Below are 25,115 nucleotides of genomic sequence, written 5' to 3'. Positions count from 1 at the left end.
CACGAAGCACGACGTATACGCCCGGCTCGGCAGGAACATCCGCTGTCGCCAGATCCTCGAAGGACGAAGACCGGCGGATTCCGTGTTCACTGAACGAGTTCGGGCGTGCTGTACAGCGTTTTACCGTTCACGGTGATTTCGACATCCTGTACATATTTCAGAATGGCCTTGAGGTTGAGTTCCATGCCGAGCCCCGGCGCCTCCGGTGGGGCAACGAAGCCATTTCGGTCGACGGCCACCCGGTCACGGGTGAGAGCCACAGCCAAAGGTGCCGGTTCGGTCGGATACTCGCAGAGCCAATCGCTGGCGACGCCCGCGAACGGTTGGAGGGACGCACTGAGGGCGAGATGGGAGGTGAATGTGTGGTTCACGAACTGCACATTCCTTTTCCTCGCGTAGTCCGCCACGCGCTTGGCATCCCCAATGCCGCCGATGCGACCTGTGTCGATCTGCACGTATCCAGCGCCCGAGTGGTCAATGAAATGCTCCGCGACGTAGGCATTATGCGAGCCTTCGCCGCCGGCGATCCGGAGGCCGTTGCATCGCGCCGCAAGTTCCCGATACGAGCGAAGAGCTCCGGCGACGAAAGGTTCCTCAAGGAAGAGCACCCTCGCATCTTCCAGAGCGGGCAGCCTGAGTGCAGCTGCTTCGACATCATCGACCCATGCGGTTCCCGCATCGACGAGAAGGACTCCGTCGTCTCCGACGCCTTCCCGTGCCGCGTGCAACTGATCTGCATCATCCGCAAGGGTCGACCTGCCAAACGGTCCCCATCCGAATTTGAGCGCAGTGAAACCCTGTCGGCGGATGTCGCTGGCCTTTCGGAGCGTGTCATCCGGCGTATCGCCGAATAGCACCGACGCATACGGCGACTTCAATTCTGCGTGGCGAAACCCGAGCAGGTTGTACACCGGTTGCTCGAAGCGTTTCCCGAGTAGGTCCCATAACGCCATTTCGATTCCCGAGAGGGTGTGGTCCGACTGGAGGAGGTCCAGACTATTAGCGCGCACATTCGCTGTGATCCGGGCGATATCGTCTGGCTTCTCAATGTCTTGTCCTATGACCGAGTAATGGACCGGGTGACAGGCGCTGTGTGACATCGGGCAAACGAAACTGGCAATGGACGTGAGGGGGGACGCCTCGCATTCGCCCCAACCCGTGTAATCCGCCGTGCGCACGCGCACAAGGAGCATGTCCTGGCTGCCGTCCCCGATATCGCGGACCTCCGGCATCGCCAGGTAGAACAGATCCACCGATTCAATCTTCATGCGCTCAGAATCGTGTCATCCTCGGTGGACCGCGCTTCTTGGCCCATGAGGCGGGCCGATATGCCGACAATATGCTCTTCGAGGACTGCGTCGAGTCTCACGGTGTCCCCGGTTCGTAGAACGGCCAAGAGCTCCTCGTGCTCCTCGGCGACGTGGTGAAGGTCAGCCTGTCTCGGCGTCAAGCGAGAAAACTGCAGGCGTATACGTGGTGCAATGCTGTGCCATAGCTGGATGGCATGGGTCGACCCTGATGCCTCAACTGCCAACTCATGGAAACGGGCATCTGCAGCATTGATGCGCGCGACATCGCCATCGTCGGCAGCGTTCTGCATGATCTCGATCTGAATCTGCAACTGCGCGAGGAGATCTTCGTCGACTTGTCCGGCGATCTGCTGCAGCGCGTAGCTCTCCAGCAGAAGACGGATCGGGAGAAGCAACCTCAAGGCCTCATCTTCTTTGATGTCGGCCACGAACACTCCGCGGTTGGGAAAATGTTCAACCAGTCCGTCGCTCTCGAGCTGACGCAAGGCCTCGCGCACCGGTGCGGGGCTTACATTGAAATCGGAACTGATCATGTCCTGTTTGAGTTGCTGCCCAGGCAGGAGCGAACCACTCACAATGGCCTCGCGTAAGGAATTTGCTATGGATTGCCCCAGGGAAGCATGTGGCGGACGCTTTGAGCCCGGGGTCCACGCCGTGGTGGGTGCATGCGTCAGCGCCTGGTGCGCCTTCCCTCGTGTTGTCATCTCGACTGCTTTCTGATCGAAGCTACGAACTGAGCGTAGCATCGCTTCATCGATAATCGTTGACAGATTATCGATTATCTGTAACAGTTGGGCCAAAGAGGACGCGGTGCATCGATCTCGCACTGCGGCTTGAGTGCTCGCTCACAGGCTCGTTCGAAGGAGAATCGATGTCATTCCACGCGCATAAATCGTTAACAGTGTTGGCCGGCGCCAGTGCGTTCGCCATGCTCATGGCCGGATGTAGTGCCAGTCAAGAGAGTTCGGGGGCGTCCGTCGAGACGATTCCGAACTCGCAGTACCTCGCTGATATTGGCTGGGAGCCGCCCGAAGGCTCGGTCCCGAATCTCGCTTGCACTGACGACTCCTACGCGAAGGCGGTGACCGATGGCATCAAGCTCGGCATCTACACAGCGGCTCCATACGAGTTCATTGATTCGAAGACAGGAGAGCCGGCAGGGCTCGATTGGGAGATCAACATGGCGGTGCTCGCGTACGCGGGCATCGAGAAGTACGAGACGGTGACGCTCCAATGGGAAGGAATGATTCCCGCGCTGGATTCCGAGCGAATTGATGTCATCACCGGAAACATCCACGAGACTCCCGATCGGCTCAAGAACATTGCGTTCACGTCACCCGCCTGGTGGTACGGATCGTCCTTGATGGTTCAGGAGGGAAACCCGAAGAACATCACGTCGTGGAAGGATCTGACGCGCGATGATGTCACGGTCGCCGTTGTCAATGGATCGCAATCGCAGACGTACCTTGAGAGCATCGAGGCGAACATCACGCCGTATCAGGATGCCAATTCAGAGTTTGCGGCCCTCGCTGCAGGTCGCCAGGATGTCGTCGTCGATGACTCCCCGAAGGAAGCGGAGTACATTCTGGCGCATCCAGACTCCGGTCTGGTCATTCTGCAGGCTGCCGATTCCCCGCCGGCTGAACTCTTGGCGAATTACGCGCGCTATGGGGTCCGGAAAGAGGACTGCACGCTCAATGCCGCCTATTCCCGAGCGTTGGCTGAGCTGCGCGGCCACGGCGTCATCGACAAGATCCTCGAGAAGTACGGACTCGAAGACAACATGTTCCAGGCGGAGTACAAGCCGTAACCGGTCTCGCTCGGTGGTCGTGAAGCGTCGGTTTCGCGGCCACCGGGCACTACCGCCACTTTCCGTGTTGCCCCAAAAGGGGTCATCCTCACCGATCGGCCACACATGTCTTCGTTCTTCAATCCGGAACTCGCGCTCGACGCTCTAACTACGCTGTCTTTGGGACTGATCGTGACAGTCCTGCTCACCATCGCCTGCGGGGTGACCAGCCTCATCCTCGGGATCTTCGTGGCCCTGGCACGGATGTCGAGGTTCTGGCCGCTTCGCCTTGTCGTCAACGGCTACGTGCAGCTGATGCGGTCCACTCCGTTGCTCATCCAGCTCATCTATATCTACTTTGCATTGCCGTTTATCGGAATCAAGCTCGATCCGTTCCTGGCCGCCTATGTCGGACTGAGCCTTCATGTCAGTGCCTATCTTGCCGAGGTGTACCGGGGTGGTATCGAGGCAGTCCCGAAAGGACAAACCGATGCCGCTGCCGCGCTCGGCATGCGCCCGAGCGTCATCATGGCGAAGGTCGTCCTCCCGCAGGCAATCCGTATCGTCATCCCGTCGCTCGGCAACTACATGGTGTCGCTGTTCAAGGACACCTCGCTTGCCGCCGTCATCACAGTTCAAGAACTGCTGTTCCGTGGTCAGATCTTTGCCGCTCGTACCTACGACTACTTCACGATTTACACGCTCGTATTCGCAATGTACTTCGCGGTCGGGTACCCGGCGATTCGGCTCGTGATGTACGTCGAAAGAAGACTCAAGCGGGGGTATGCCGCCAAGCTGCCCAAGAAGCCGGCGGACACTCGAGAACTGGTAATCGGACAGGAGCCAAAGTGATAGAGGTTCGGGCAATATCCAAGAGTTTCGGCGATAACAAGGTCCTGACAGATATCTCGATGACCATCGAGGATGGCGAGGTGGTTGGGATCATCGGCCCATCCGGCAGCGGCAAATCGACGCTCCTGCGGAGCATCAACTTTCTAGAGCCGCCAGACACAGGCGACATTCTGATCAACGGCGAGCTCGCCTATCGTGACGCCGCACGCCGAGAACTTTCAAAATCGAATATCGCACTCACTCGCAGCCGCGTCGGCATGGTCTTTCAGCATTTCTACCTGTTCCCCCATATGACCGTGCTCGAGAATGTCTGCTCGGGGCCTCGCTTCGTTTCCAAAGTGGCCAAAACGGAGTACGAGGAGCGAGCGAATGCACTACTGGACCGCGTCGGCCTGGCGGAGAAACGGCACCAATATCCGGAGCAGCTTTCCGGCGGTCAGCAGCAGCGGGTCGCGATTGCGCGGTCCCTGGCAATGGAGCCCGCTGCGATGCTCTTCGACGAGCCGACGAGCGCCCTGGATCCCGAACTGGTCGGCGAGGTTCTCAGTGTGATGCGGAAACTCGTCGACGACGGCATGACAATGGCGATCGTCACACACGAAATGGGATTCGTGCGGCAAGTCGCCGATCGCGTGATCTTCATGGACGAGGGGAGAATTGTCGAAGAGGGCACTCCAGATGAGATCTTCAATAATCCACAACACGAACGAACGAGAGCCTTCTTGTCGGCGATACTCTCGCACACGGAGAGAACCGAACCAGCACCAGAGCCGCATCCCACCGAGGTCATTTCCTCCCTGCCGATCGTGCTGCCATGACAGGCGCACGCATCGAGCTGGCGATCCGGAACGGATGGATCGTCGACGGCACGGGGGGACCGAAAATACGGGCTGACGTCGGCATCATCGGCGATCGTATCGTCGCCGTCGGGAATGTGGCCGATGCAGAGAACGATGTCGACGCGACCGGTCTCACGGTGGCCCCCGGTTTCGTCGACCCGCACAGCCACACAGACTGGACGATTCACTCGAATCGGGACGCCGTGAGCACCATCCGCCAGGGAGTCACGACCGAGATTGTTGGCAACTGTGGCATCACCAATGCTCCGGTGAGCGATCTGTCGATGGACGCGACGCGGATCCGTATGAGTGCCTATGGGTATGACGAGCCGATTCCGTGGCGCTCCTTTGGCGACTATCTGAGTGACATCGAGTCTGGTGGCACCGCCCAGAACCTTGCCTTCTTCGTCGGTCACAGCACGATCCGCGAGGCCGCCGGGGTCTCGAGTGGCGGACTCTCGGAGGACGAGATCGTCACGATGGAGAACTACGTTCGTGAGGCGATGGACGCGGGTGCGTTGGGGATGTCGTCCGGGCTGGAGTACAGCCTCGGGGCGTTCGCGACGACCGCAGAGCTCCAGCGGCTCTCGCGGGTGGTCGGCCAATACGGCGGAATCTACGCCAGCCATGTCCGCAATCGCGATTCGGGAATCCTTGAATCTATCGGTGAATTTCTCTCGATCATGGACGACGGGAATACTGCGGGCCAGATCTCTCACCTCAACGTGCGCCACGATACGAATGCCCCGGAGCGCGGTTGGGTGCGGGCGGTTGAGATGATGACTGCCGCTCGCGATCGCGGGTTTGACGTTCAGGCCGACACGACGCCCTTCAGGCAGGGGGTGGGAATCATGACGGGCATTCTCCCCAATTGGCTGCTGGCCGACGGCTACCTGACCGCCGCCAGCCGACTCAGTGACCCGCTGGTGCGCGCGAAGCTGAAAGAGGAATGCGATCGTTATTGGCGGTTCATTCAGAAAGGGCAATGGAACAGGGTCCGTCTGCAGAATAGCCCGGAGTTCCCGGAGCTGAACGGCCAGCGCTTCACCGACATTGCTCGTCGCCGCAACCAAGACGTTTGGGACTCGTATTTCGACATCCTTGCCGCGGCGAAAGACAACATGGGCAATTTGATCATGGTTGGCGATCTGTTCACCGAGGAGCATTTAGCCGAGATGATTTCGCACCCGTTGTTCAGTCTTGGAGTAGACGCGTACTCGAGTGTTGACCACGGACCATTGAGCGACATCACCGTCAACCCACTTCCGTACTCCGGGCACATCCATTACTTGACGCATCATGTGCGAGAGCGGGGGACTCTCACCCTCGAGGAAGCGGTACGGAAGATGTCGGGCATGCCGGCTGCACGCTTTGGTCTCAAGGGAAGAGGGCTCGTTCGCGAGGGCTACTACGCGGACCTGGTCGTTTTCGACTTCGAGAGCCTGCGCACCGAGTCGACCTTCGATCACCCGGCCAGGTATCCGGAAGGCATAGCTCTCGTCCTGGTGAACGGCACGATCGCGGTGGATGCTGCCGGACGAACGAGCGCTCGCACCGGGAGGGTTCTCCGCCGATGAAGGCTAACACGATGACCACGACGCCGATGGACGATACCGAGGTGGCTCGCCAGGCGCTCAGACAAGCTAATAAGAGAAGAGAGTCATTTATGAAGATTCGGGAAGTGCGTGCGGTAGGTCTGAGGGGAGCAACGCCGGCCGGGGGATGGAGCGATGAGCTGAAGCGAGAAGACTCCGTTCACACTCTTGTAGCCGTACACACGGACGACGGACTTGTCGGAATCGGCAGCGTGTTCACCAGTGAAGCACTTGTGCGGGCAGCCCTCGAGGTGCTGCGCCCGCTCTTCGAGGGAGAAAACGCGCTGGAGCCGGAGCGCGTGAGTGAGAAGCTTCACCGGGCAACGTTCTGGCTTGGGCGCGGAGGCACTGTAACCCACGCGATCGGCGGAATCGACATGGCGCTGTGGGACATCCTCGGGCAAGCCACTGGTCAGCCTGTCGGCCGATTGCTCGGCGGCATGTGGCGGGACCGGGTCAAGCCATACGCATCTCTGTTGATGGATGAGCCTGAGCCGCTCAGCGAGAAACTGCGGATGGTGGCAGAACAGGGCTTTCGTGCCTTCAAGATCGGTTGGGGGCCATTCGGGCGCCACGATAGCAGAAAGGACGAGGAGATAGTGAAGGCAGCACGGGCGGCAATCGGCCCGGATGCGATGCTGATGGTCGACGCGGGTGGAAGCGACGGACGATGGGCGAACGGTTATAAGTGGGCCAGGAATACGGCGCACATGCTCGCCGACTACGGAGTGTCCTGGTTCGAGGAACCACTGAAGCCGGATGCGCTCGAAGATTTCGTCTCCCTGCGTGCCGCGTCACCGGTGCCGATCTCCGGTGGCGAGGTCTTTACTCGTCGGCAGGCGTTCATGCCGTGGATTGAAGCGCGAGCTTTCGACATCGTGCAGCCAGATGTCACAAAGGTTGGTGGGCTCAGCGAACAACGACGTATCGGATGGTGCGCCCATGACCATGGCGTTCGCGTGATCCCGCACGGGTGGAACACGGCAATCGGGTTGGCGGCCGACCTGCAGTTTGCTGCGGCGATGCCAGATACAGATCTGGTGGAGTACATCTCGGGTTCGGCCTACGTTGACGATGTAGTGCAGACCGAGTGGAAGCTCGATGAAGACGGCATGTTGGCAATTCCGTCAGAGCCGGGTCTGGGTATTCAGCTGGATCCGGTTGCGCTGGCCAAATACGCGGACAGTGACTTTCTTCTGAAGCCGTGACGACTCGGCTACCAGCGCACCCTCAGATGTGTGCGTCAGCTCAAGCCCATCGACCCCAGGGAGTACTTCAGTGAGAAGAGCAATCGTGACCGGCGGAGCGAGCGGTCTGGGCGCGGCATGCGCGACCCGCCTCAGAGGGGACGGCGTTGAGGTTGTGACGTTCGACGTCTCACCAGGTGCAGACTATGCCGTCGACGTGACCGACAACGTTGCGGTCAAGATGGCGATCTCGGAGGTGGGGTCGATCGACATCCTAATAAACAGTGCAGGGATCGTCGGTCCGAACAAACCACTGTGGGAGGTCGAGTCGTTTGAGTGGCGGAAGACGTTCGACGTCAACGTGAACGGACTGTTTTCCGTGACGAAGGCGGTCGTGCCTGGGATGATCGAACGTGGCTGGGGCCGGATCGTGAACATGGCGAGTATGGCCGGCAAGGACGGAAACCCTAACCTCTCGGCATACTCGGCTTCGAAAGCGGCGGTCATCGGCCTTACGAAATCGCTCGGAAAGGAGCTGGCCAAGACTGGTGTCATCGTCAATGCGATCGCTCCGGCTGTGATCGAGACGCCCATGAATGCAGCAACCTCGCCCGAGGTGCTTGCCCATATCACGTCGTTGATTCCCATGGGCCGGATGGGCAAGGCTGCTGAAGTTGCCGCTTTGGTGAGTTGGCTTTCGTCCGACGAGTGCAGTTTCTCCACCGGTGCCGTCTATGACATCAGCGGGGGCCGCGCTACCTACTAACTCGGCTTGGGCAGCTCCATCCTTGGGAGCTGTGGTGGAACCCACACAGCCGCCACTGGCGAGCTCGTTACTGGGTCGCTGCCTTCCCGATCTTCCGATTGGCGAAGGGACGAGCGCCGTACTGCCACATGAAGTCCCCGATCAACTCGGCCTCGACCGTCTCAGGGCCGACGCCTGGCGTTTCCTTCCAGGCGACGAGCAGGTCGCCACCGCCGGCCAGCTGCCAGACGTAACGCCCACTCCAGTGCCCGATCTTCTCCCCGGCACCATGTCGCCGATACTCCGTCAGCCGCTTCTTCAGGCCTCGCCGGCCCGAGATCCCTGCGCCGGCTTTGCCGATATAGAGGACGGATGCGGCGTCGATCCACGCGTTGGCAAGTTGTGCGGCCGTCACCGACGGATTCCGCTCCTTGAACCACCCGGCCGGGCTGTGTTCAAGGAACACCGGCGGTTCATCATCCGCGCGAAGCACGACGTAGACGCCCGGTGCAGCGGGAACATCCGCTGTCGCCAGGTCTTTGAACGGCACAAAGCCAGTGAATCCTGGCGAGGAGTGAGCTTGATCGCAGCGGGCGTCCTCGCTGGCGGCGGTCTGGCGCTGGAAATTGCCTACCTGGTCCTCCTCCGGGAGCGACGGCCGGATGAGCGCAATGATGGATGACCGAAGCTCACGGTGGTGAGTGGCGGCGGAATGAACCGCGATAGCCACGAATCGGCCGTTGAGTCTTTAGGGACCGGGATATGCTTCGGGGGTGACCTCCGGCCCGAGCAAACCCGACCCGACCAGCGCCTTACGAGCAAACGTCGTGAAGCGTCGGCGTATCTGGGCTGTTACTTCGGTCGGTGTCGTCCTCCTGGCGTTGTCGGGAACGGTCGTTGGGGTCAACTACTCGAACCATCAAGCCGAACTCGCCGCGACTGCCGGTGGGAAGACCGAGAGGGGTGCCGTCCAACCCCTCGAAGAGCCCAAGATCGTCCCCCCTTCTCCGGCGCCATCACCGATCGCCAACATCCCCTCGCCGATCACCGACATCCCCGAGGAGCCGAGGATCGGCACCTCACCGTCGCCGACGCCGCCAGCTGGGATGCCCGCCGGGCGACCGGGCGTCGGAGACCCTGGCGCTGAAAGTCAACTGCCCGGACCGAGCCCAGAGCCTGGAATGCCCGGAGGCGCCGGGCCAGGGGAGGATGGGTCGGGTCCGGACTTGGGTGACCCCGCCCCACCGGCGGAGATCGTTCTCGGTCAGACCATTGACGAGATGGGCGACCTCCACACCCTCGTGCTGAATGTGGCCGACAGTGCTGGGGGTGCCCTGTTGCACACCAATAATGTGTTCGCCGTTGTTTCCGGAAGTTCCAGATTCTCCGTTACAGGAGATGTGGCGGTCGGTTCGTGGCGGTTCACCGTGGACTCGGCCGTCCCCGGACCGGGGGCTCCAATTGTCGTGATCAAGGATGCTACTGGGAGGAGCATGCAGGATTTTGCGGCCGTCCCCGGTATGTACACGGCCGCTGCTGAATTGAACGAAGACACTGTTGGGACCTCTACTCGATTGATGGCGCTCATCGCCGAGGTGATCTCGAAAGCGGAACCAACGCAGCCAGACCATTCCTTTTACACAGTGTTGGCCCAGCAATTGGTGGATCCCTCGTGGATGGGCGTGATGATCTTCAACGCCTCCACAACGGTTCCCGTCGAGGTTCTGGGGCAGTCGACCGGCGCTTTAGCTGACAGCCAAGTCGGGGTGCTCAATATGGGGTTCGAGGCGCCTGCGATGACGAGCGTTCCGGGACCTTCTAGCGTTTTCGGGACGATCGACCAGGCTCAGGACTCGGGTGATGCGCTGCCGCCGGGCGTCCTGTATCTACGTGCCCGATTCTTCAACAGTGCGCTGGCCGCCTTCGATCAGGGATAGGTCAGGGCCAACTTTCCGGCCGCCCTGCGTTACGGATTGGCGGCCATTTAGCCACGCAACTTACACGATTCGGGTCATCGTCATCGCTGACGTCGGCTGCGATTGCAACGCCCGAGCATCCGCTGTGTGAGACTGCTCCTTAGGTCCAAGTAGGAGAGTGCGATGAATGGCGAGCTTGTTTTCACGGTCAACGGAGCGACAGCCATCGCCGCGACCCCGATAGGCCTCGCCCAAGCCGGCCTCCGAGAAAGGCAGCACCTCCAGGAATGGGTCATCGCCCATCCAGAGGTCCTCGGCTCCTCGGTTAAAATCGTGGCTTTCGAGTTCGGTAGCTGGACAGGCCACGCGGGGGAGAAAGAGCGCGACCGCCTCGATGTGCTCGCACTGGACGGCGACGGGCACCTCATCGTCGTGGAGCTCAAGCGAGACAAAGCCCCCGACACCGTCGAGATGCAAGCGCTCAAGTACGCAGCATTGGTCTCTCGATTCACACGTGACGATCTCGACAGAGTCCACGCGCGCTATCGCACTCAGACATCCGGCCAAGAGATCACCGCCAGTGACGCTGCGGCCGAACTCGATGCCTGGGCGGAGATCACGGAGGACTCCCTTCGGCTGCCGAAAATAGTTCTCATGGCGACCGATTTCCCTCAGACCGTCACCGCCACCGTAGTGTTCTTGCACCAGCAGCTGGGGCTCGACATCAAGCTCTTGGTGTTCCAGGCGTATCAAACCGCTAACGACGTTCTCGTCACCGTCTCGCAACATTATCCGCCGCCGGGGATCGAAGAATTCGTTCTTTCACCTGAGGTCAACGAAGCGCAGAAGGTGAAGACAAGTAAACAGAACAAGCAGCGCGAAGCGAACGCAGTCGCACGGTTGATCGGCGCCGAAGCGCTCGAACAAGGCGAGCGGTTCCAATTTCGGGCCACCTCGGAGCTGCACGCTGCCCTTGAGGAGTGGTTCGCCGAAGAGCCCGGACGCAGGTACGCGACCTGGCAGGAAGACTCATCGTTTCCGTTGGTCTGGCAGGCCGACGATCAGCCGTACTCGCCGACGGGACTGGCCCGGCTCATCCTCGAGCAAGGAGCGGGCAAGACCGTCGTGGCTCTTCAGGGCCCCGCCCACTGGGTGAACGAGGCCGGCGAAAGCCTCGTCGATATCGCCAACAACCTGCCCGAGCAGGAGGAGGTACCAATCGAAACTCACACCGACCGGATGAGTGCGGCACTACTTCCGCTCTGGGAGCACCTCGACGCGAGCATTCTTGCTCTTGGTCCTGAGGTATCGCGCCGGTCACGAGTGCGCGGGTTCAAGTACTACGGGAAACGTAAGCTCTGCGACGTCACCGTCCACGGCGACCACCTGAGCGTGTACGTCCGCGGTCTCAACATCAAGGAGTATCCCTCTACCCCTTCGAACACCATCGTCAGCGGACGACCCCAGTACATACACGCGCAATTGAGATCCTCGGCTGATCACGACGAGATCGTCAGTCTTTTGCAGAAAGGCATCGCATCGCTAGGGAGCTGAGCGCACGGAACGACGTGACCGGTTCGCACGATTGATGCTCGTCGATTCCGTAAGCGACTTGAACACCACAGTGTCATGATCACCTGTGCACAATGCAGTTGGCGCGGGAGTTTCTGCCCGGAGCCGGCCGTTCGCTCGCCGATTGCTGTGCCGCATATGACATCGAGCTCGTGGATGCGCACCGGGCGTCGGTCGATGCGCTTGCCACGGCGCGTCTGCTCGAGGCGTACATTCTGAGCAGTCCGATGTGGGATGGCTGGAGTGAGCATCTGACGGCTGCATCGACGTTGCCGTGGCCGCCGCTGGCGGGGCCGCGGTCGACTTGGTTGCCGCGTCCGAACGGCGGGCTCCCGCGAAATCTGAGTGCCGCCGATTTCATTGAACGGATCACGCTCAAGTTGCCTGAGTACGGTGGGCCGGCGGAGTATCTGGACTACTTGGCGCTTCTCGACCGTTGCCTGCTTGATCGCAGCTTGTCGGCGCACGAGGTCAGTTCGCTGGTGTCGATGGCCGAGGATCTCGGTATCGATCGCAACACCTGCGTCGAATTGCATCGGGATTACTTTGAATCGTTGACGGCGGTCGCCTGGGCAGATGGGATTCTGACAACGGATGAGATTGCCGACCTCGCCTCCGTTGCCAAGCTTCTGAACATTCCAGCGTCCGGAATCTCGGCGGCCATGCAGCCGCCGCGCGCGGCGGCTGCATGCAGCCGCTGGGCCAATCGTTGAGGTGCCGCGTTTCGCTCTCGAGCCTGGTGACCGCATTGTGCTGACCGGAGAGATGTCGCGGCCGCGGAGCGACTGGCATCGCGAGCTCGAAGCGGGCGGCTTCGTGCCATGCGATGCGGTGACGAAGAAGGTGAAGCTCGTCGTGGCGGCCGACCCGGACTCGCTCTCGGGCAAAGCGCGAAAGGCCCGCGACTACGGCATTCCCGTTGTCAGTGAGGCGGGGCTGGCGCAGATGGTGGGCAACTAGAGCCCGATCGGATCAGTAAGGACCCGAAACTTCGCGAGCGCGCTCGAAACAGGGCACCAAGCTCCTGAAGCGCCTCAATATCTACATTGGCATCTACATTGACGAACGCAGCCTGAGTCGAGCCTGATTCCAAAGCCATCCCCCAGTCAAAGGCAGCAAGTGATGTATAATTACATCATGCTTCGGACTCAGATCTCGTTAACTGTCGAAGAGCGGCTGCTCCTGGATGCGGAGGCAGCGCGCACGGGCCGTTCGATCTCCGCGCTCATTCGAGATGCCGTATCTGGGACTTATGGCTCCGGTCGGGATGCCGATTCCGTTCTCCGAGCGATCGAGGCAGCCCTCGGAGGGTGGGGTGACCGCGACATCGATGGCGAAGAATACGTCGAGCGCCTGCGTCCCGGTCGCCGACTGGCCGACGTAACGGCGCGATGACGGTCGTTGTCGACACCTCGGTATTCCATCGACGTGCTCCGAGGGGATCAGGCAGCCGCGAAAGTCCTCTATAGATCGCGCGAGTCCGGCCCGCTGCATGCGAGCGAGGTTGTCAGATTGGAAGTGTTGGCGGGTATGCGAGCTCGGGAGTAGGAGCGAAAATGGCACACGAGGATATGACTGTGGACGACGTGCTCGACCTGGTCGACGAACTGCGTCCGGTCGCGACGCAGGCGCGTAAGAAGTCGGATGTCGAGCTCGGCTTCGTCATGTACGACGCGTTCAGCGTGCGCGGCTCATACGACGATTACGGCGGAGGCAGCTGGGGATTCGGCGTCATCCTGGGGGAGGGCGCTTCGGTGTCCAGTGTCTTCGGGCGACGCCTGGGGATCTGCGGTACTCGGGACGAAGTGCGAGCAGTTCTCAAGGTCATCGACCGGTACGCGCGGTTGAGGCTGGGATCCGAGTACCTCGAGGCCTACGAGGCCGCACACAGCTGAACGGCCCTCTCCGAGTGATGGAGCGGGGCGATCCCCCGAGACGCCGCGGTCGCGTCGGCGACGGCGGGAGAATGGGATGTTCTCCCCATCTCGGTGGGCCGGGCGCGCGCCAGAGAATCCCATCGGCACTCTGAGGATTCGGACGCTGCGGCGAGTTGGCACTCATCCCACCTGGATCGCGATTTTGCAGATCCTGCGGTTGCCGAATGGCCTGGCCGCCGCGCTGGTCAGCGGCACGTCCGACAGCCGGTGGGAAGACGGCCGGAGCCTGTAGGGCGGCGCCCACCCCAGTGCCCGATCTTCTCCCCGGACCCATGACGCCGATACTCGGTCAGCCGCTTCTTCAGGCCGCGGTTGGCATGCTGGCCGGTGACATCCTCTCGCTTGAGAGTGACGTTCAATCAGTCGGATGCGCGTCGATTCGCCCATCGCTTTGCGACGCTCGTTTAGCCCGCCCGATGGAAAAGCCCGCGAGGGCGCGTTACCTGCGACACGGTTTCAGGTGTCGTCTATGCAAGAACGCGGTACCGGAGGTGGGTCTCGCTGGCGTATGCCGATGTTTCGACACGTTCCAGCTTGATGTGCTTGCTCAGTCCGGTGAAGAGCGAGATCCCTTCTCCGAGGAGGATCGGCACGACGTGCAGCTGGATCTCGTCGACGAGTCCGAGTTCGAGGCACTGTCTCGAGATGCTGCCTCCGAGCAGGCTGACCCACTTGTCTCCTGCAGCCTGTTTGGCGGATCTGACGGCCTGTTTGATGTCGTCGACGACGAAGGTGTACGTGACATCGTCCTTCTCGATCGGCTCATGAGCACTGTGGGTCATCAGGTACACCGGCACCTTGACCATGGCCCCGTACGGAACCTCTCCGTCGTCTATGGTCTGCGTCTTGTTGGCGCCTCCGATTATGGCGCCGAGTTCCTGCATGACCCTTCCGACGACGTCTTCGTCCTCAGGAGCCGCCGGGAAGCCGTTCATCCAGTCGACCCCTCCGCCCGTGTCAGCCATGAATCCATCCAAGGTCACCGTCGCATGAATGAGTACCTTCGACATTGCTCCTCCTTCGGTAAGTGCTGCTTCCATCAGATGCAAGGTGAGTCGCTCGACTCACCTTCCATGAGAGTATCGACCGTCCAGCCATGAGTCAACCGACTCGCCTTTGCGTGATACTGGGAGCATGCCACGCGAACTCTCTGCGTACCATCGACAAATCGCTGCCAACAACCGTGCGGCGATCCTAAAGGCTGCCACTGGCTTGTTCCTCGAACTTGGCTACGACCGGACATCGTTGGCCCGAGTCGCCGGCAATGCTGGCGTCTCGAAGGCGACGCTGTTCAAACAGTTCCCGACGAAGGCGGAGCTCTTCGAGGCATCGGTGCTGGCGGCGGGCGACACGCCGGACTCCGAGCCATTGGAGCCGCCGCCCGGAAGCTTCCATGCGGGCTTGGTCGGTCTTGGCATGGCGTACGCGGAGCTGTTGTCCCGGCCACGAATGGCGGACCTGATTCGGGCTGTGATCGCCGAATCGACGAGGTTCCCAGAGCTGCGCCAGCGGACTTTTGATTTCGGCACTCTGCCCGTACTCAGGGCGCTCAGGAACTTCCTCCAGGCGGCGAACACTCAGGGAACCGCGAACGTGAACGACCTCGACGTAGCAGCGGCGCAGTTCCTCGGCATGATCGCCACTGTCGTGTTCTGGCCCCGCCTCGTCCACGGCAACTGGTCGCTCACTGATGGGGAGACCCTCCACACAGTCGACGAAGCCGCTCGGACGATCGTCGCCCGCTACGCCACTCGGGTCAGTTAGGCGCGCGCCCTAGGGATACGAGACGCCTCGCGCCACATCCCTTTCGCAGTCGACGATTTCCAGAACATTGCAGCCTGGCGAATCTCATACCTACGTCTCATAACCAGATACTGAGATGACGGTACCCGTCGTTAGCTACGAGACACACACAGAGCCAAGTGATGAAACTGATTGACTATGCCAACGCGACGACCTCGGAAGCCCAAAGATGGTCGTCAATGCCTGTCGGCACCACGGAGCCGACTCGGTAGAACTCAACGATCAGCGCTCGGAATACTTGTTCTTGGCGCGACAAGTCATCGAGCAGGTGCAACGCCGGCGAAAGCTGAGCTAATCGGCGCGTCGCTATGCTTGCCAGCCATTGCTGACTGCGGGTTCACTCCACCGCGATTGCGGCTTTGCCGATCTTGCGGTTGGCGAATGGCCTGGCGCCGTACTTCCACATGAAGTCGCCGATCAACTCGGCGTCGACCGTCTCAGGGTCGAGACCGGGCGTCTCCTTCCAGGCGACGAGCAACTCCCCGCCACCGGCGAGCTGCCAGACGTAACGCCCACCCCAGTGCCCGATCTTCTCCCCGGACCCATGACGCCGATACTCGGTCAGCCGCTTCTTCAGGCCGCGCCGTCCCGAGATTCCGGCATCGGCCTTACCGATGTAGAGAACGGATGCGGCGTCGATCCACGCGTCGGCAAGTTGCGCCGCCGTCACCGACGGATTCCGCTCCTTGAACCACCCGGCAGGGCTGTGTTCCAAGAACACCGGCGGTTCGTCGTCCGCACGAAGCACGACGTAAACGCCCGGTCCGGCAGGAACATCCGCTGCCGCCAGATCCTTGAACGGCACAAACCCAGTGAATCCTGCTTCGATGAGCCCGCTTCGTGTCCATTCCATGGCCTCAGTCTGGACCATCGCCCGGCGATCACGTGGAGCCCGCCACCCACACTGGGGGTCGATGCCGGCGATATCGCAGCCGAGAGTGGGTGCTGCTCACTCGTTCACGTGCACCATGGTTTTAATCTCACCCGGAACAGTACTTGTCCAACCGAGGGGCGCATCCGCGAACGGCAGCCGCCTGCTCACCAGCGCGTCAGCGTCGATCCTGCCGTCGGCGAGAAGTGCAATCGCCGTAGGCGAGGTGAAGGCGTAACGCATGACTCCGTGGAGCGGGATCATCCGGCTCGTCATGACCGCCCCAGGTCGACGAGCACTTTAGGAGCACCGGCGGTTTTCATAGGAATCACGCCTGTGAGTACGTCATTCAATTCGTCCAACCCGATCGTGCGGGAGACCAGTGGCAGCGGATCGACCGCGCCGCTCGCATAGGCATCGATTGTGACCTGGATACCCATTGATGCACCCAGGATCCCAACAACGGTGACATCCTTGCGGGCAAGGATGCGCGAGTCGATAAGGCTGGGGTCGTCGGCGATTCCCACCAGAACCACCCGGCGGCCCGGCTCCACGACATCAACGGCGAACTGCGGCATTCCGGACGCATTCGTGGCTTCGATCACCGCATCCCAGCGCAGTGCCGGTAGGTTCTCGGCCGTCCAGGCGCCATCGACCCCGAGCGACCGGGCAAGATTCAGCGCCTCTGGGTCGCGTCCAAGAACGTGCACCTCCACCCCGCGTGCTTGGGCGAACAGGGCGCAGAGGAGACCGATCGTTCCCGTACCCAAAACCAGGAGGCGCGAATCGCTGGTGACCTGGGCCGCGTCGACGCTCCGGTACGCGTTGCCTCCCGGTTCGACAAGCGCCCCCATCGCATCGGTGACGCTGTCTGGCAGTTCATAGAGGGCGGATGCCGGCACGAGGAGGCGTTCAGCGAGCGCCCCGGGCCAGTCGCGTCGCACACCGATCTCGTAGCGCTCCTCACACAGGTAATGACGTCCGTTGAGACAGCGCTCGCAGTGACCGCAGCCGAGCATGGTGTCACCGGTCACCCGCTTTCCGAGCCATTTGGCATCCACCTCGTCGCCGATTTCGACCACCCGCCCATTCCACTCGTGACCGAGCCGCAGCGGATGCGTGCTCCGCGCGTGACGGATGCGGGTCTCATCACCATTGAACATCGAGACGTCCGTGCCACAGATGCCGACCTGGCTGACGGCGACAACGACCTGGCCCGGCCCTGGCCGTGGCGGGTCGACGTCGGCGACGATGCCGGTTGATGCCGCGGGAACGAGGAACGCCTTCATCAGTTCTGCTTTCTCTTGTTCTGCTGTTCGGCCGCACGACCTGCGCTCGCGAACGAAAATGTTCGTGGAGAACCGCCTTTCGACGATCCTCCACGAACGGGTGCTACTTGTTGACCGTGAACCCCTGACTGTTGCCATAGTCCACGATATTTTCTTGCCAGGCCTTCAGGCCTTCAGCCAGTTCGCCCTTTGAGGCATAGGCCTGACCGACGGTGTCGCTGAAGACGCTGTCGGCATACGCCTGGAAGGGCAGGAACTCCCAACCGGGCAGCACGCCATCTGCCGACTCGGCGAACACCTGGTTGATCTGCTGGCCCCCGAAGTACGGGATCTCGGCGTTCAGCCAGTTCTCCGAGCCGAGCGTTGCGGTCGTGCTGGGGAAGCCACCGTTGTCGACCCAGATCTGGTTTGCCTCCTCGCTCGAACTCATCCACTGCACGAAGCCGATTGCGGCCAGCGCGTTCTCGCTCGCGTTCAATACCGCAGATGACGAACCGCCCTGCTCGCCGCTCGCGGTGTCGCCCGCCTTGTACTGCGGGAGGGGCGCCACTCGCCATGTTCCTGTGGCTTCAGGGATGCGGCGCTGCAGCGTTCCTGCCGCCCATGCTCCACCCAGCCAGGTGGCGTATTTGCCTGCCGCGAGGCCCGACGTCCACTCTGGAGTGAACGATGGGGTCTGATCGACAAGACCATTCTGCACGAGCGGAGTCCACATATCGGCGTAGCGCAGACTTCCTTCGTCCTGGAGATCGACAGTGACATCGGTACCGTCTGAAGCGTACGGCTGGCCGCCTGCCTGCCAGATCATCGCGTTGGTCAGGGCCGCCTCACCGGCATCTGCCGCCATGAACCGAGACGGATCGGCTGCCTGCAGCTTCTCTGCCTGGGCGCGGTATTCATCCCAGGTCGTCGGAACGGTCAGACCGAACTGGTCGAACACATCCTGCCTGTAGAACATCGCGAGCGGGCCCGTGTCCTGAGGCAGGCCGTAGATTCCGCCGTTCACGTTGACCTGGCTCCAGGCCGCCGTGGTATACAGATCCTCCATCGATGACACGCCGTACTCGTTCATGTCGACGAGCGAATCACCGAAGGCGAACTGGGGCAGGGCGGTGTATTCGATCTGCGCGACATCGGGGATCCCGGAGCCGGCCTTGATGACATTCTGCAGCTTGGTGTACTCGGTCTGGTTGCTGCCGTTGTTGGTGAGTTCGACCTTCACTTTCGGGTACTCGGCCATGAAAGCGTCGACGACCGCCTGATACTGCGGTCCCCATGCCCAGAAGGTCAGCGTCGTGTCCTCCTGCAGGGCCGCGTCGATGTCGGCTTGGGTGCCGACAACCTCTGGAGCCGTGGCGGCACCGCCACTGCCTCCTGACGCACATCCAGTCAGTGCGAGCACCGCGGCGAGCGAGCCGCCGAGGAGAGTTGCGGTAAGCCGCCTCGTGCCCTTCTTGCTGTGTACGAACATGGGATTCCTTTCACTTCTTCATGATTCTCAGGGGTGTATATGCCGGTTGCGATCGTTGCGTCAGCCTTTGACGCTGCCGGCCGCGAGACCCGATTGCCAGTACCGCTGCATGAGCAGGAAAGCAACAACGATCGGGACGATGGTGAGGAGGGAACCCGTGATGACCAGGTTGTAAATCGGCTGCCCTCCAGCGGATACAGCTTGTGCACTCCAGTGGTTCAGACCGACGGTGAGCGGGAACCAGGTCGAGTCGCTCAGCATGATGAGGGGCAGGAAGTAGTTGTTCCACGTTGCGACCACGGTGAAAAGCAACACCGTCACGAACCCCGGCATCAGCAGGCGCAGCGCGATCGTGAAGAAGATGCGCATCTCTCCCGCACCGTCGACGCGCGCCGCTTCGAGTAGTTCGACCGGCACGGACTCCATGGTGTAGGTCCAGATGAGATACAGGCCGAATGGACTGATCAGCGACGGGATGATGACCGCCCACGGCCCATTTGTGAGGCCGAGAGCGCTGAACATGAGGAACGTCGGTACCGCGAGGGCCGTGCCTGGGATGGCGACGGCGCCGAGGATGATCGCGAACACGGCCCGCTTTCCAGGGAAATTGAACCTGGCGAGGCCATACCCGGCGAGGGTCGCAAGAATCGTGGCGCCACCTGCACCGACCACAACATAGAGAAGCGTGTTGAAGAGCCACTGCCCGAACACGCCTCCCTCGTAGGTGAAGGTCTGAACGATGTTGTCCCACAGCACGAAGTCGCCAGAGAACCAGAGACCGAAGCTCGTGAGCAGTTTCGGCTGCGTCTTGGTGGCGTTGATCACGAGCCAGGCGAGAGGCACCACGCTGTAGAGGAGGATGACGCCCATCAACACAGTGAGCAGCACCGAACTGCGCGGTCGACTCACGCGTTGACTACGGCGGGATGCCATACGTCTGCCTGCTTTTCCATTCGTCGCTGGTGCCGGGTTCCGAGGAAGAACCGCGCCGAAGCGATCAGATGCGTCGATGGCCATTACTGGTCGTCCTTCCTCACGCCGACGACCTGCACCACGTAGGCGACGATCATCGTGATGATGCCCATGACGATCGCGATCGCAGCGGCGTAGTTGAACTGCTGGCCGGCGAACGAGAGGTTGAATGCGTACATGTTCGGGGTGAAGTTCGTCGCAATCGTGTTGGGAGCGAGCGTGCGAAGAACATTCGGTTCGTTGAAAAGCTGGAAGGCGCCGATCACCGAGAAGATGAGCGCAACGACGAAGGCCGACCGCATGGCGGGCAACTTGATGGCCCGGATGACCTGGAAGGTGCCCGCCCCGTCGATGTCTGCCGCCTCGTAGAGCTCCTTCGGCACGGTGCGGAGTGCTGAGTAGAGGATCAGCATGTTGTAACCGAGAAATGCCCAGGTGGCGATGTTGCCCATTGCCGCGAGCACCAGATCGCTCGAGAGCGGGTCTGGCAGGTCGAGGCCGAAGTACGAGTTCAGGTTGCCGACGAGTCCGAAGTCAGTGCCGTAGATAAAGCCCCACATGAGGGCGGCCACCACAGAGGGCACCGCGTACGGCAGGAACAGCGTGATTCGGAACAGGGAACGGAAGCGAAGCCGGGCACTGTCGAGAGCAAGGGCCGCGAACGTCGAGAGGCCAAGCATGATCGGTACCTGCACGAAGAAGAACATCGCCACGCGTCCGAATGCCGACCAGAACTTCGGATCCTGGAATGCCGCGACGTAATTGTTGAATCCGGCGAAGGTGTTTCCGCCGACCAGTCTGTCCTGAAAGAACGAGAGATAGATGGCGTAGATGACCGGCGCTGCCAGTGCGAACACGAAAACGGCAAGGAACGGAGCCAGGAACCACCAGCCGACCCACCGCCGACGGTTCTTGCGGCGCCGCGCGGGTGGCGCGGTGCGGGCGGGGGCGCTCATCGTTGTCGCCGTCATGCCCTGCCGTCACTCTCATGCGGGGTGTTATCCATCACAGGTCTCTTTCTTCATTGAACGAACGTCGCAGGTCCCCAATATAACCTCATTGTGTGAGAAATCAAACAGTTTGTGATCGAACTAGAACACAATAGGGTGTACTCTCGGGTAAAGCCGGTGATGGCTTGTGCGATTTAGGACGGGAGGGCGGATGTCCAAGTTGGATGTGATCTGCATCGGGTCCGCTACCCAGGACTCGATTGCGGCAGTTCCGCGAATGCCCGGTGCCGACGAACGGCTGCTCGCTGACGAGTTTGTGAATGCCGGTGGCGGTCCAGCGGCGACCGCCGCTGTTACGCTGGCCCGCCTGGGTGTGAGCGTCGGCTTCTGCGGGGTGATTGGAGATGACGACGCGGGCGTGCGCGTGCGTGCGTCGCTCGAACAGGAGGGCGTTGACGTTCGTTGGCTTCGCGTGAAGTCGGGTGCGCGCACGGCGCAGAGTTCCATCATCGTGTCGGGTGATGCGCGGGCGATCGTGGCATGGCCGGCGGCCGAGCCAGCCGCGGACGAGATCCCCATTCGCGAGTCGACCTGGCTCCACGTCGACCAGACCGGATTTGCGCCCACACTGACCGCGTTGCGAAACGCGGCCAGCTCGCCGTCGGGTTCTTCCGGCGTGCGGCTCAGTGTCGACGCAGGCAACCCGCTTCCAGAGTCCGATCTGACAGGAGTTGATCTCTTCGTGCCTTCTGTCGTGAGCCTGCGCTCGCGGTACCCAGAAGCGACATCCCTGAGCGAGGCGTTCGACGCGGCACAGAATGAAGGAGCGCGTGCGGTCATTGCGACAGACGGAGAACATGGCTCACACGTCAGAAGTGACGGACGAGAGATTCACGTCGACGCCTTCAATGGTCCTGTCGTTTCGACTCTTGGCGCCGGCGACGTCTTTCACGGCGCGCTCATCGCTGCGTTGGTCTGGGGTCACTCGCTCGAAGCAGCAGTGAGCTCGGCCAGCGCAGTCGCTGCGCTTTCTTGCCGGGCACTCGACGGGCGGTCCGCGATCCCTGACCGAGATGAACTTGACCGATTTCTTTCCGCGCGGACAACCCCGTGGCCCCTGACTGTGACGAACTGAACCGAGGAGTACTGATGCCAATGACGAATACGACCACAGAGACCCTGCTGGCGCCGTTGATGACACCGGAGGGCGGGTTCGTGATGGTCGCTCTCGACCAACGGGAATCGCTGCGGGAGATGTTCCCACCAACTAGTGACGGGGAGCTGGTGAACGACGATGTGCTCCGCGCCTTCAAAGAGACGGCGTCACGCATCCTGACACCGCACGCGACCGGTGTATTAGTTGACCGACCGTACGGGGTGACAGAGCCACGCAGGCCCGAGTGGGTTGACGAGGGCTGCAGCCTCATTCTCGCCGCCGATGTGCTTCACAGCGTGCGCGGTGCCGGAGTGGCCGGGACCTCACTCGACGAGGAGGTGACGGAAGAATTCGTGCGAGCAACAGGTGCTGCCGCCGTCAAGCTTCTGATCATCTGGCGTCGCGGCGACCGGGAACACGAACGCACGGTCAGCGACTTCCTGTCGCTTGCCGAGGCTGCCGGCGTTGCGAGCTTCGTCGAGGGGATCGTCCGGCCTCCCGCCGGCGGTGACTGGCGGGGAGCTTCGGATCGGCACGACGCGATCATCGAGGCAGCTGCCGACCTCTCCAGGGGCGCAAGTGTCTACAAAGCCGAGGTTCCGGGCTACGTTCCGTCTGACGTTTCTCTCGTGCGCGAACAGGCGCAAGCGCTGACGGAAGCCGCAAGCGGCCGATGGGTAGTGCTCTCAAACGGGGTTCAGCAAGCCGACTTCACAGACGCCGTCGCCGAAAGCTGTGCTGGGGGATCGAGCGGATTCCTTGCCGGCCGGGCGATCTGGGCCGATACGGTAGTGGAAAAGGACCCAGCAGCGGCGCTCGCCGATCGTTCGGTGGGGCGTCTCAAGCAACTCTCGGGCATCGTGCGGGCGTCGCGACCACTCGCAGCAGTTGGAGAGGGAAGCTAGCAATGGCGGATTCAGACGGACGATTCTCCTACGCTTCGGCTGCAGAGCGACGGGACATCCTGGCCGAGTTCGTGATCGGTCAGGGATACTGCACCATTCTCGAACTGTCGCAGCGGTTCGGTGTCTCGGAGATGACCATTCGCCGTGACGTTGCGCGTCTGGTCTCCGAAGGTCGCTTGCGCGGCTTCCATGGCGGGGTTGGTTCGCTTTCGCCCGTCGATGTCTCCGGTGTCGACTACGGCGATCGCGACCAGAAGATGGGTGAGGCCAAACGGGCCATCGCCGCACGCGCCTCGCAGATGGTGACGCCCGGTGCCGTCATCGGCATCGACGCGGGCACCACCGCCGCACAGTTCGCCTCGACGCTTTCGCCCGATCTCCGCGTGCAGGTGATCACGCATTCTCTGCCCGCCATCAACATCCTGAGCGGAAACCCGAGCGCCGAAACCACAGCTCTCGGCGGTGTGCTGCAGCAGGAGTCACTGTCGTTCTCGGGGCCGGCGACCCTCGCCGCCCTGTCGAACCTGCACATCGAGACCCTATTTCTGGCCGCGAGCGGACTGAACGAACGGGGCGCATACTGCGGCAACAGCTTCGACGCCATCACCAAACGTGCCCTGATCGACGTGGCAGACCGGGTCGTGCTACTGGCCGACTCCTCCAAGTTCTCGACGTCGGCGATGGTGCGCACGTGCGAGTGGGACGCGATCGACTGCCTCATCGTGGACTCCGGCCTTCGCCCGGATGACGAGCGGATGCTTGCCCAGTTCGAGATCGAGATCGAGATCGTGACGGTCGATGCGTCCTCTGCGACCACGCCGCTGCCATCTCGTTCGCTCAGTCTGACCGAGACTTCCCGATGACCGCAGCGCAGATCGCGGTGATCGCCGGTGACGGGATTGGCCTCGAAGTCGTACCTGCGGCCATCCGCTGCATCGATGCGGTGTCTGAGCTGCACGGCATCCGTCTGGAGTGGAAGTCTCTCGACTGGGGCTCGGACTACTACCGGGCACACGGGCGGATGATGCCAGTCGACGGGCTCGAACAGATCGCGGAAGACGACGCCATCTTCCTCGGGGCCGTCGGCGACCCGACGATTCCAGACACCGAGACCCTCTGGGGCCTCCTCATCCCCATCCGTCGGCGCTTCGAGCAGTATGTGAACCTGCGGCCGGCGCGCACTCTGCCTGGCATACCGTCGGTGCTCAGTCGCTCTGACCCTATCGACTTGATGCTCGTGAGGGAGAACAGCGAAGGGGAGTACTCCGAAATCGGGGGCCGATTCAGCCGAGGTCTTCCGTCGGAGACAGCGGTGCAGGAGACGGTCTTCAGCCGAGTCGGAATTGCACGTGTCTCGCGGTTCGCGGCAGATCTGGCCTCGTCTCGCAGAGGACTGGTGACCTCCGCCACGAAGAGCAACGGGATCATCCACACGATGCCGTTCTGGGATGAAATCGTCGAGGAGACACTGGCGGGGTATCCGGCCGTCGAACTCCGCAGCGTACTGGTGGATGCCCTGGCGGCGGCCCTCGTGTTGCGACCATGGTCGTTCGACGTGATCGTGGCTTCAAATCTGCTTGGCGATATCCTCTCCGATCTCGCGAGCGCGATCACCGGTTCGATCGGCGTTGCACCGAGTGCCAACCTGAACCCAGAGCGGCGGCACCCCTCGATGTTCGAACCGGTGCACGGTTCCGCCCCAGATATAGCTGGTAAGGGAATCGCGAACCCGATCGGCCAGATCTGGAGTGGCGCGATGATGCTCGACCACCTGGGGGAGCCTGCCGCCGCCGCACACCTCATCGCGGCGTTTGAGGAGTCCCTCAGAGCCGGCGTGATGACGGGTGATCTCGGCGGGACCGCCACAACCGAGACGTTCGTCGAATCGGTGCTTGACAACATCGCAGAACTCGCCCGCCGCGACAACGTCGCAGCGGCAACGACACAACCGTAAGG

General features: G+C 61.7%; 27 protein-coding genes. 17 read left to right on the top strand and 10 right to left on the bottom strand.

What is annotated here, in order from left to right; genetic code table 11:
* Positions 1 to 86: 86 nt before the first annotated feature.
* Together K323_RS0121575 and K323_RS27915 are read right to left on the bottom strand one after the other, a co-directional pair.
* A complete protein-coding gene (locus K323_RS0121575) occupies positions 87 to 1,268 on the bottom strand; it encodes a mandelate racemase/muconate lactonizing enzyme family protein (RefSeq protein ID WP_022887343.1) in 1,182 nt (393 codons plus the stop codon).
* Positions 1,265 to 2,014 carry a GntR family transcriptional regulator gene (locus K323_RS27915; protein WP_169515732.1) on the bottom strand — a complete coding sequence of 250 codons (750 nt, stop codon included), beginning with the start codon at positions 2,012 to 2,014 and terminating at the stop codon, positions 1,265 to 1,267. Before K323_RS27915 ends, K323_RS0121575 begins: the two co-directional genes overlap by 4 nt.
* 167 nt (positions 2,015 to 2,181) lie before the next feature.
* Between K323_RS27915 and K323_RS27910 the strand changes: the two genes are divergently transcribed.
* The 6 genes from K323_RS27910 to K323_RS0121540 all read left to right on the top strand — a co-directional run bounded on the left by K323_RS27910 (position 2,182) and on the right by K323_RS0121540 (position 8,338).
* Positions 2,182 to 3,120, top strand: a complete 939-nt coding sequence (locus K323_RS27910; RefSeq protein WP_084697605.1) for a substrate-binding periplasmic protein — start codon at positions 2,182 to 2,184, stop codon at positions 3,118 to 3,120.
* 105 nt (positions 3,121 to 3,225) lie between these two features.
* Positions 3,226 to 3,951 (top strand): amino acid ABC transporter permease, encoded by a 726-nt coding sequence (locus K323_RS27905; RefSeq protein ID WP_022887340.1) that lies wholly within the window; start codon positions 3,226 to 3,228, stop codon positions 3,949 to 3,951.
* Positions 3,948 to 4,769, top strand: a complete 822-nt coding sequence (locus tag K323_RS27900; RefSeq protein ID WP_022887339.1) for an amino acid ABC transporter ATP-binding protein — start codon at positions 3,948 to 3,950, stop codon at positions 4,767 to 4,769. The genes K323_RS27905 and K323_RS27900 overlap by 4 nt, the downstream gene beginning before the upstream one ends.
* Positions 4,766 to 6,367 carry an N-acyl-D-amino-acid deacylase family protein gene (locus K323_RS0121550; protein WP_022887338.1) on the top strand — a complete coding sequence of 534 codons (1,602 nt, stop codon included), beginning with the start codon at positions 4,766 to 4,768 and terminating at the stop codon, positions 6,365 to 6,367. Before K323_RS27900 ends, K323_RS0121550 begins: the two co-directional genes overlap by 4 nt.
* A gap of 89 nt (positions 6,368 to 6,456) precedes the next feature.
* The gene (locus K323_RS0121545) at positions 6,457 to 7,593 is read left to right on the top strand and encodes a mandelate racemase/muconate lactonizing enzyme family protein (protein WP_022887337.1); all 1,137 of its coding nucleotides are present in this window, start codon (positions 6,457 to 6,459) and stop codon (positions 7,591 to 7,593) included.
* Positions 7,594 to 7,663: 70 nt separating this feature from the next.
* The gene (locus K323_RS0121540; RefSeq protein WP_022887336.1) at positions 7,664 to 8,338 is read left to right on the top strand and encodes an SDR family NAD(P)-dependent oxidoreductase; all 675 of its coding nucleotides are present in this window, start codon (positions 7,664 to 7,666) and stop codon (positions 8,336 to 8,338) included.
* A gap of 67 nt (positions 8,339 to 8,405) precedes the next feature.
* Here the strand turns inward: K323_RS0121540 and K323_RS0121535 are convergent, their stop codons facing one another.
* A complete protein-coding gene (locus K323_RS0121535; protein ID WP_022887335.1) occupies positions 8,406 to 9,047 on the bottom strand; it encodes a hypothetical protein in 642 nt (213 codons plus the stop codon).
* Between the two features lie 43 nt (positions 9,048 to 9,090).
* Here K323_RS0121535 and K323_RS29940 point away from each other — a divergent pair, with 43 nt between their 5' ends.
* The 6 genes from K323_RS29940 (at position 9,091) to K323_RS0121505 (ending at position 13,700) form a co-directional block, all read left to right on the top strand.
* Entirely contained in the window at positions 9,091 to 10,254 is a 1,164-nt protein-coding gene (locus K323_RS29940) for a hypothetical protein (RefSeq protein ID WP_157509539.1), read from the top strand.
* A 162-nt stretch (positions 10,255 to 10,416) separates the two neighbouring features.
* Positions 10,417 to 11,787: a hypothetical protein gene (locus tag K323_RS27895; RefSeq protein WP_022887333.1), complete on the top strand. Its 1,371-nt coding sequence runs from the start codon at positions 10,417 to 10,419 to the stop codon at positions 11,785 to 11,787.
* A gap of 170 nt (positions 11,788 to 11,957) precedes the next feature.
* A complete protein-coding gene (locus K323_RS29175) occupies positions 11,958 to 12,518 on the top strand; it encodes a hypothetical protein (RefSeq protein ID WP_157509538.1) in 561 nt (186 codons plus the stop codon).
* Between the two features lies 1 nt (position 12,519).
* The gene (locus K323_RS29170) at positions 12,520 to 12,765 is read left to right on the top strand and encodes a BRCT domain-containing protein (RefSeq protein ID WP_026851972.1); all 246 of its coding nucleotides are present in this window, start codon (positions 12,520 to 12,522) and stop codon (positions 12,763 to 12,765) included.
* 177 nt (positions 12,766 to 12,942) lie between these two features.
* Positions 12,943 to 13,200, top strand: a complete 258-nt coding sequence (locus K323_RS27885; RefSeq protein ID WP_169515730.1) for a ribbon-helix-helix protein, CopG family — start codon at positions 12,943 to 12,945, stop codon at positions 13,198 to 13,200.
* 161 nt (positions 13,201 to 13,361) lie between these two features.
* The gene (locus tag K323_RS0121505) at positions 13,362 to 13,700 is read left to right on the top strand and encodes a hypothetical protein (RefSeq protein ID WP_157509537.1); all 339 of its coding nucleotides are present in this window, start codon (positions 13,362 to 13,364) and stop codon (positions 13,698 to 13,700) included.
* A 509-nt stretch (positions 13,701 to 14,209) separates the two neighbouring features.
* Here the strand turns inward: K323_RS0121505 and K323_RS0121495 are convergent.
* On the bottom strand, positions 14,210 to 14,752 hold the full coding sequence (locus K323_RS0121495) for a dihydrofolate reductase family protein (protein WP_022887329.1): 543 nt from the start codon (positions 14,750 to 14,752) through the stop codon (positions 14,210 to 14,212).
* A 124-nt stretch (positions 14,753 to 14,876) separates the two neighbouring features.
* Between K323_RS0121495 and K323_RS0121490 the strand changes: the two genes are divergently transcribed.
* Positions 14,877 to 15,506, top strand: a complete 630-nt coding sequence (locus K323_RS0121490) for a TetR/AcrR family transcriptional regulator (RefSeq protein ID WP_022887328.1) — start codon at positions 14,877 to 14,879, stop codon at positions 15,504 to 15,506.
* A gap of 376 nt (positions 15,507 to 15,882) precedes the next feature.
* Here K323_RS0121490 and K323_RS0121480 read toward each other — a convergent pair whose 3' ends face one another.
* The 6 genes from K323_RS0121480 to K323_RS0121455 form a co-directional block, all read right to left on the bottom strand.
* The gene (locus tag K323_RS0121480; protein WP_022887326.1) at positions 15,883 to 16,398 is read right to left on the bottom strand and encodes a hypothetical protein; all 516 of its coding nucleotides are present in this window, start codon (positions 16,396 to 16,398) and stop codon (positions 15,883 to 15,885) included.
* Positions 16,399 to 16,494: 96 nt separating this feature from the next.
* Positions 16,495 to 16,680: a hypothetical protein gene (locus tag K323_RS0121475; protein ID WP_022887325.1), complete on the bottom strand. Its 186-nt coding sequence runs from the start codon at positions 16,678 to 16,680 to the stop codon at positions 16,495 to 16,497.
* 8 nt (positions 16,681 to 16,688) lie between these two features.
* The gene (locus tag K323_RS0121470) at positions 16,689 to 17,705 is read right to left on the bottom strand and encodes a zinc-dependent alcohol dehydrogenase (protein WP_022887324.1); all 1,017 of its coding nucleotides are present in this window, start codon (positions 17,703 to 17,705) and stop codon (positions 16,689 to 16,691) included.
* Positions 17,706 to 17,808: 103 nt separating this feature from the next.
* On the bottom strand, positions 17,809 to 19,176 hold the full coding sequence (locus K323_RS0121465) for an ABC transporter substrate-binding protein (RefSeq protein ID WP_022887323.1): 1,368 nt from the start codon (positions 19,174 to 19,176) through the stop codon (positions 17,809 to 17,811).
* 60 nt (positions 19,177 to 19,236) lie between these two features.
* On the bottom strand, positions 19,237 to 20,109 hold the full coding sequence (locus K323_RS0121460; protein WP_051147482.1) for a carbohydrate ABC transporter permease: 873 nt from the start codon (positions 20,107 to 20,109) through the stop codon (positions 19,237 to 19,239).
* Positions 20,110 to 20,192: 83 nt separating this feature from the next.
* Positions 20,193 to 21,119, bottom strand: a complete 927-nt coding sequence (locus K323_RS0121455; protein WP_022887321.1) for a carbohydrate ABC transporter permease — start codon at positions 21,117 to 21,119, stop codon at positions 20,193 to 20,195.
* Between the two features lie 190 nt (positions 21,120 to 21,309).
* On the opposite strand from K323_RS0121455, the gene K323_RS0121450 reads away from it, so the two are divergent.
* From K323_RS0121450 to K323_RS27875, 4 genes are read left to right on the top strand one after another with little or no spacing between them, the layout of a single operon-like run.
* Positions 21,310 to 22,233 (top strand): carbohydrate kinase family protein, encoded by a 924-nt coding sequence (locus K323_RS0121450; protein ID WP_022887320.1) that lies wholly within the window; start codon positions 21,310 to 21,312, stop codon positions 22,231 to 22,233.
* 14 nt (positions 22,234 to 22,247) lie between these two features.
* A complete protein-coding gene (locus K323_RS27880; RefSeq protein WP_084697603.1) occupies positions 22,248 to 23,159 on the top strand; it encodes a hypothetical protein in 912 nt (303 codons plus the stop codon).
* 2 nt (positions 23,160 to 23,161) lie between these two features.
* Positions 23,162 to 24,022: a DeoR/GlpR family DNA-binding transcription regulator gene (locus tag K323_RS0121440; RefSeq protein WP_022887318.1), complete on the top strand. Its 861-nt coding sequence runs from the start codon at positions 23,162 to 23,164 to the stop codon at positions 24,020 to 24,022.
* A complete protein-coding gene (locus K323_RS27875) occupies positions 24,019 to 25,113 on the top strand; it encodes a tartrate dehydrogenase (RefSeq protein WP_022887317.1) in 1,095 nt (364 codons plus the stop codon). Before K323_RS0121440 ends, K323_RS27875 begins: the two co-directional genes overlap by 4 nt.
* The last annotated feature ends 2 nt before the right edge of the window (positions 25,114 to 25,115 follow it).

Source organism: Glaciibacter superstes DSM 21135 (genome assembly GCF_000421145.1).
Classification (GTDB): Bacteria; Actinomycetota; Actinomycetes; order Actinomycetales; family Microbacteriaceae; genus Cryobacterium; species Cryobacterium superstes.
The sequence above is the reverse complement of the archived record's forward strand: the minus strand, read 5'-3'. Positions and strand labels throughout refer to the sequence as shown.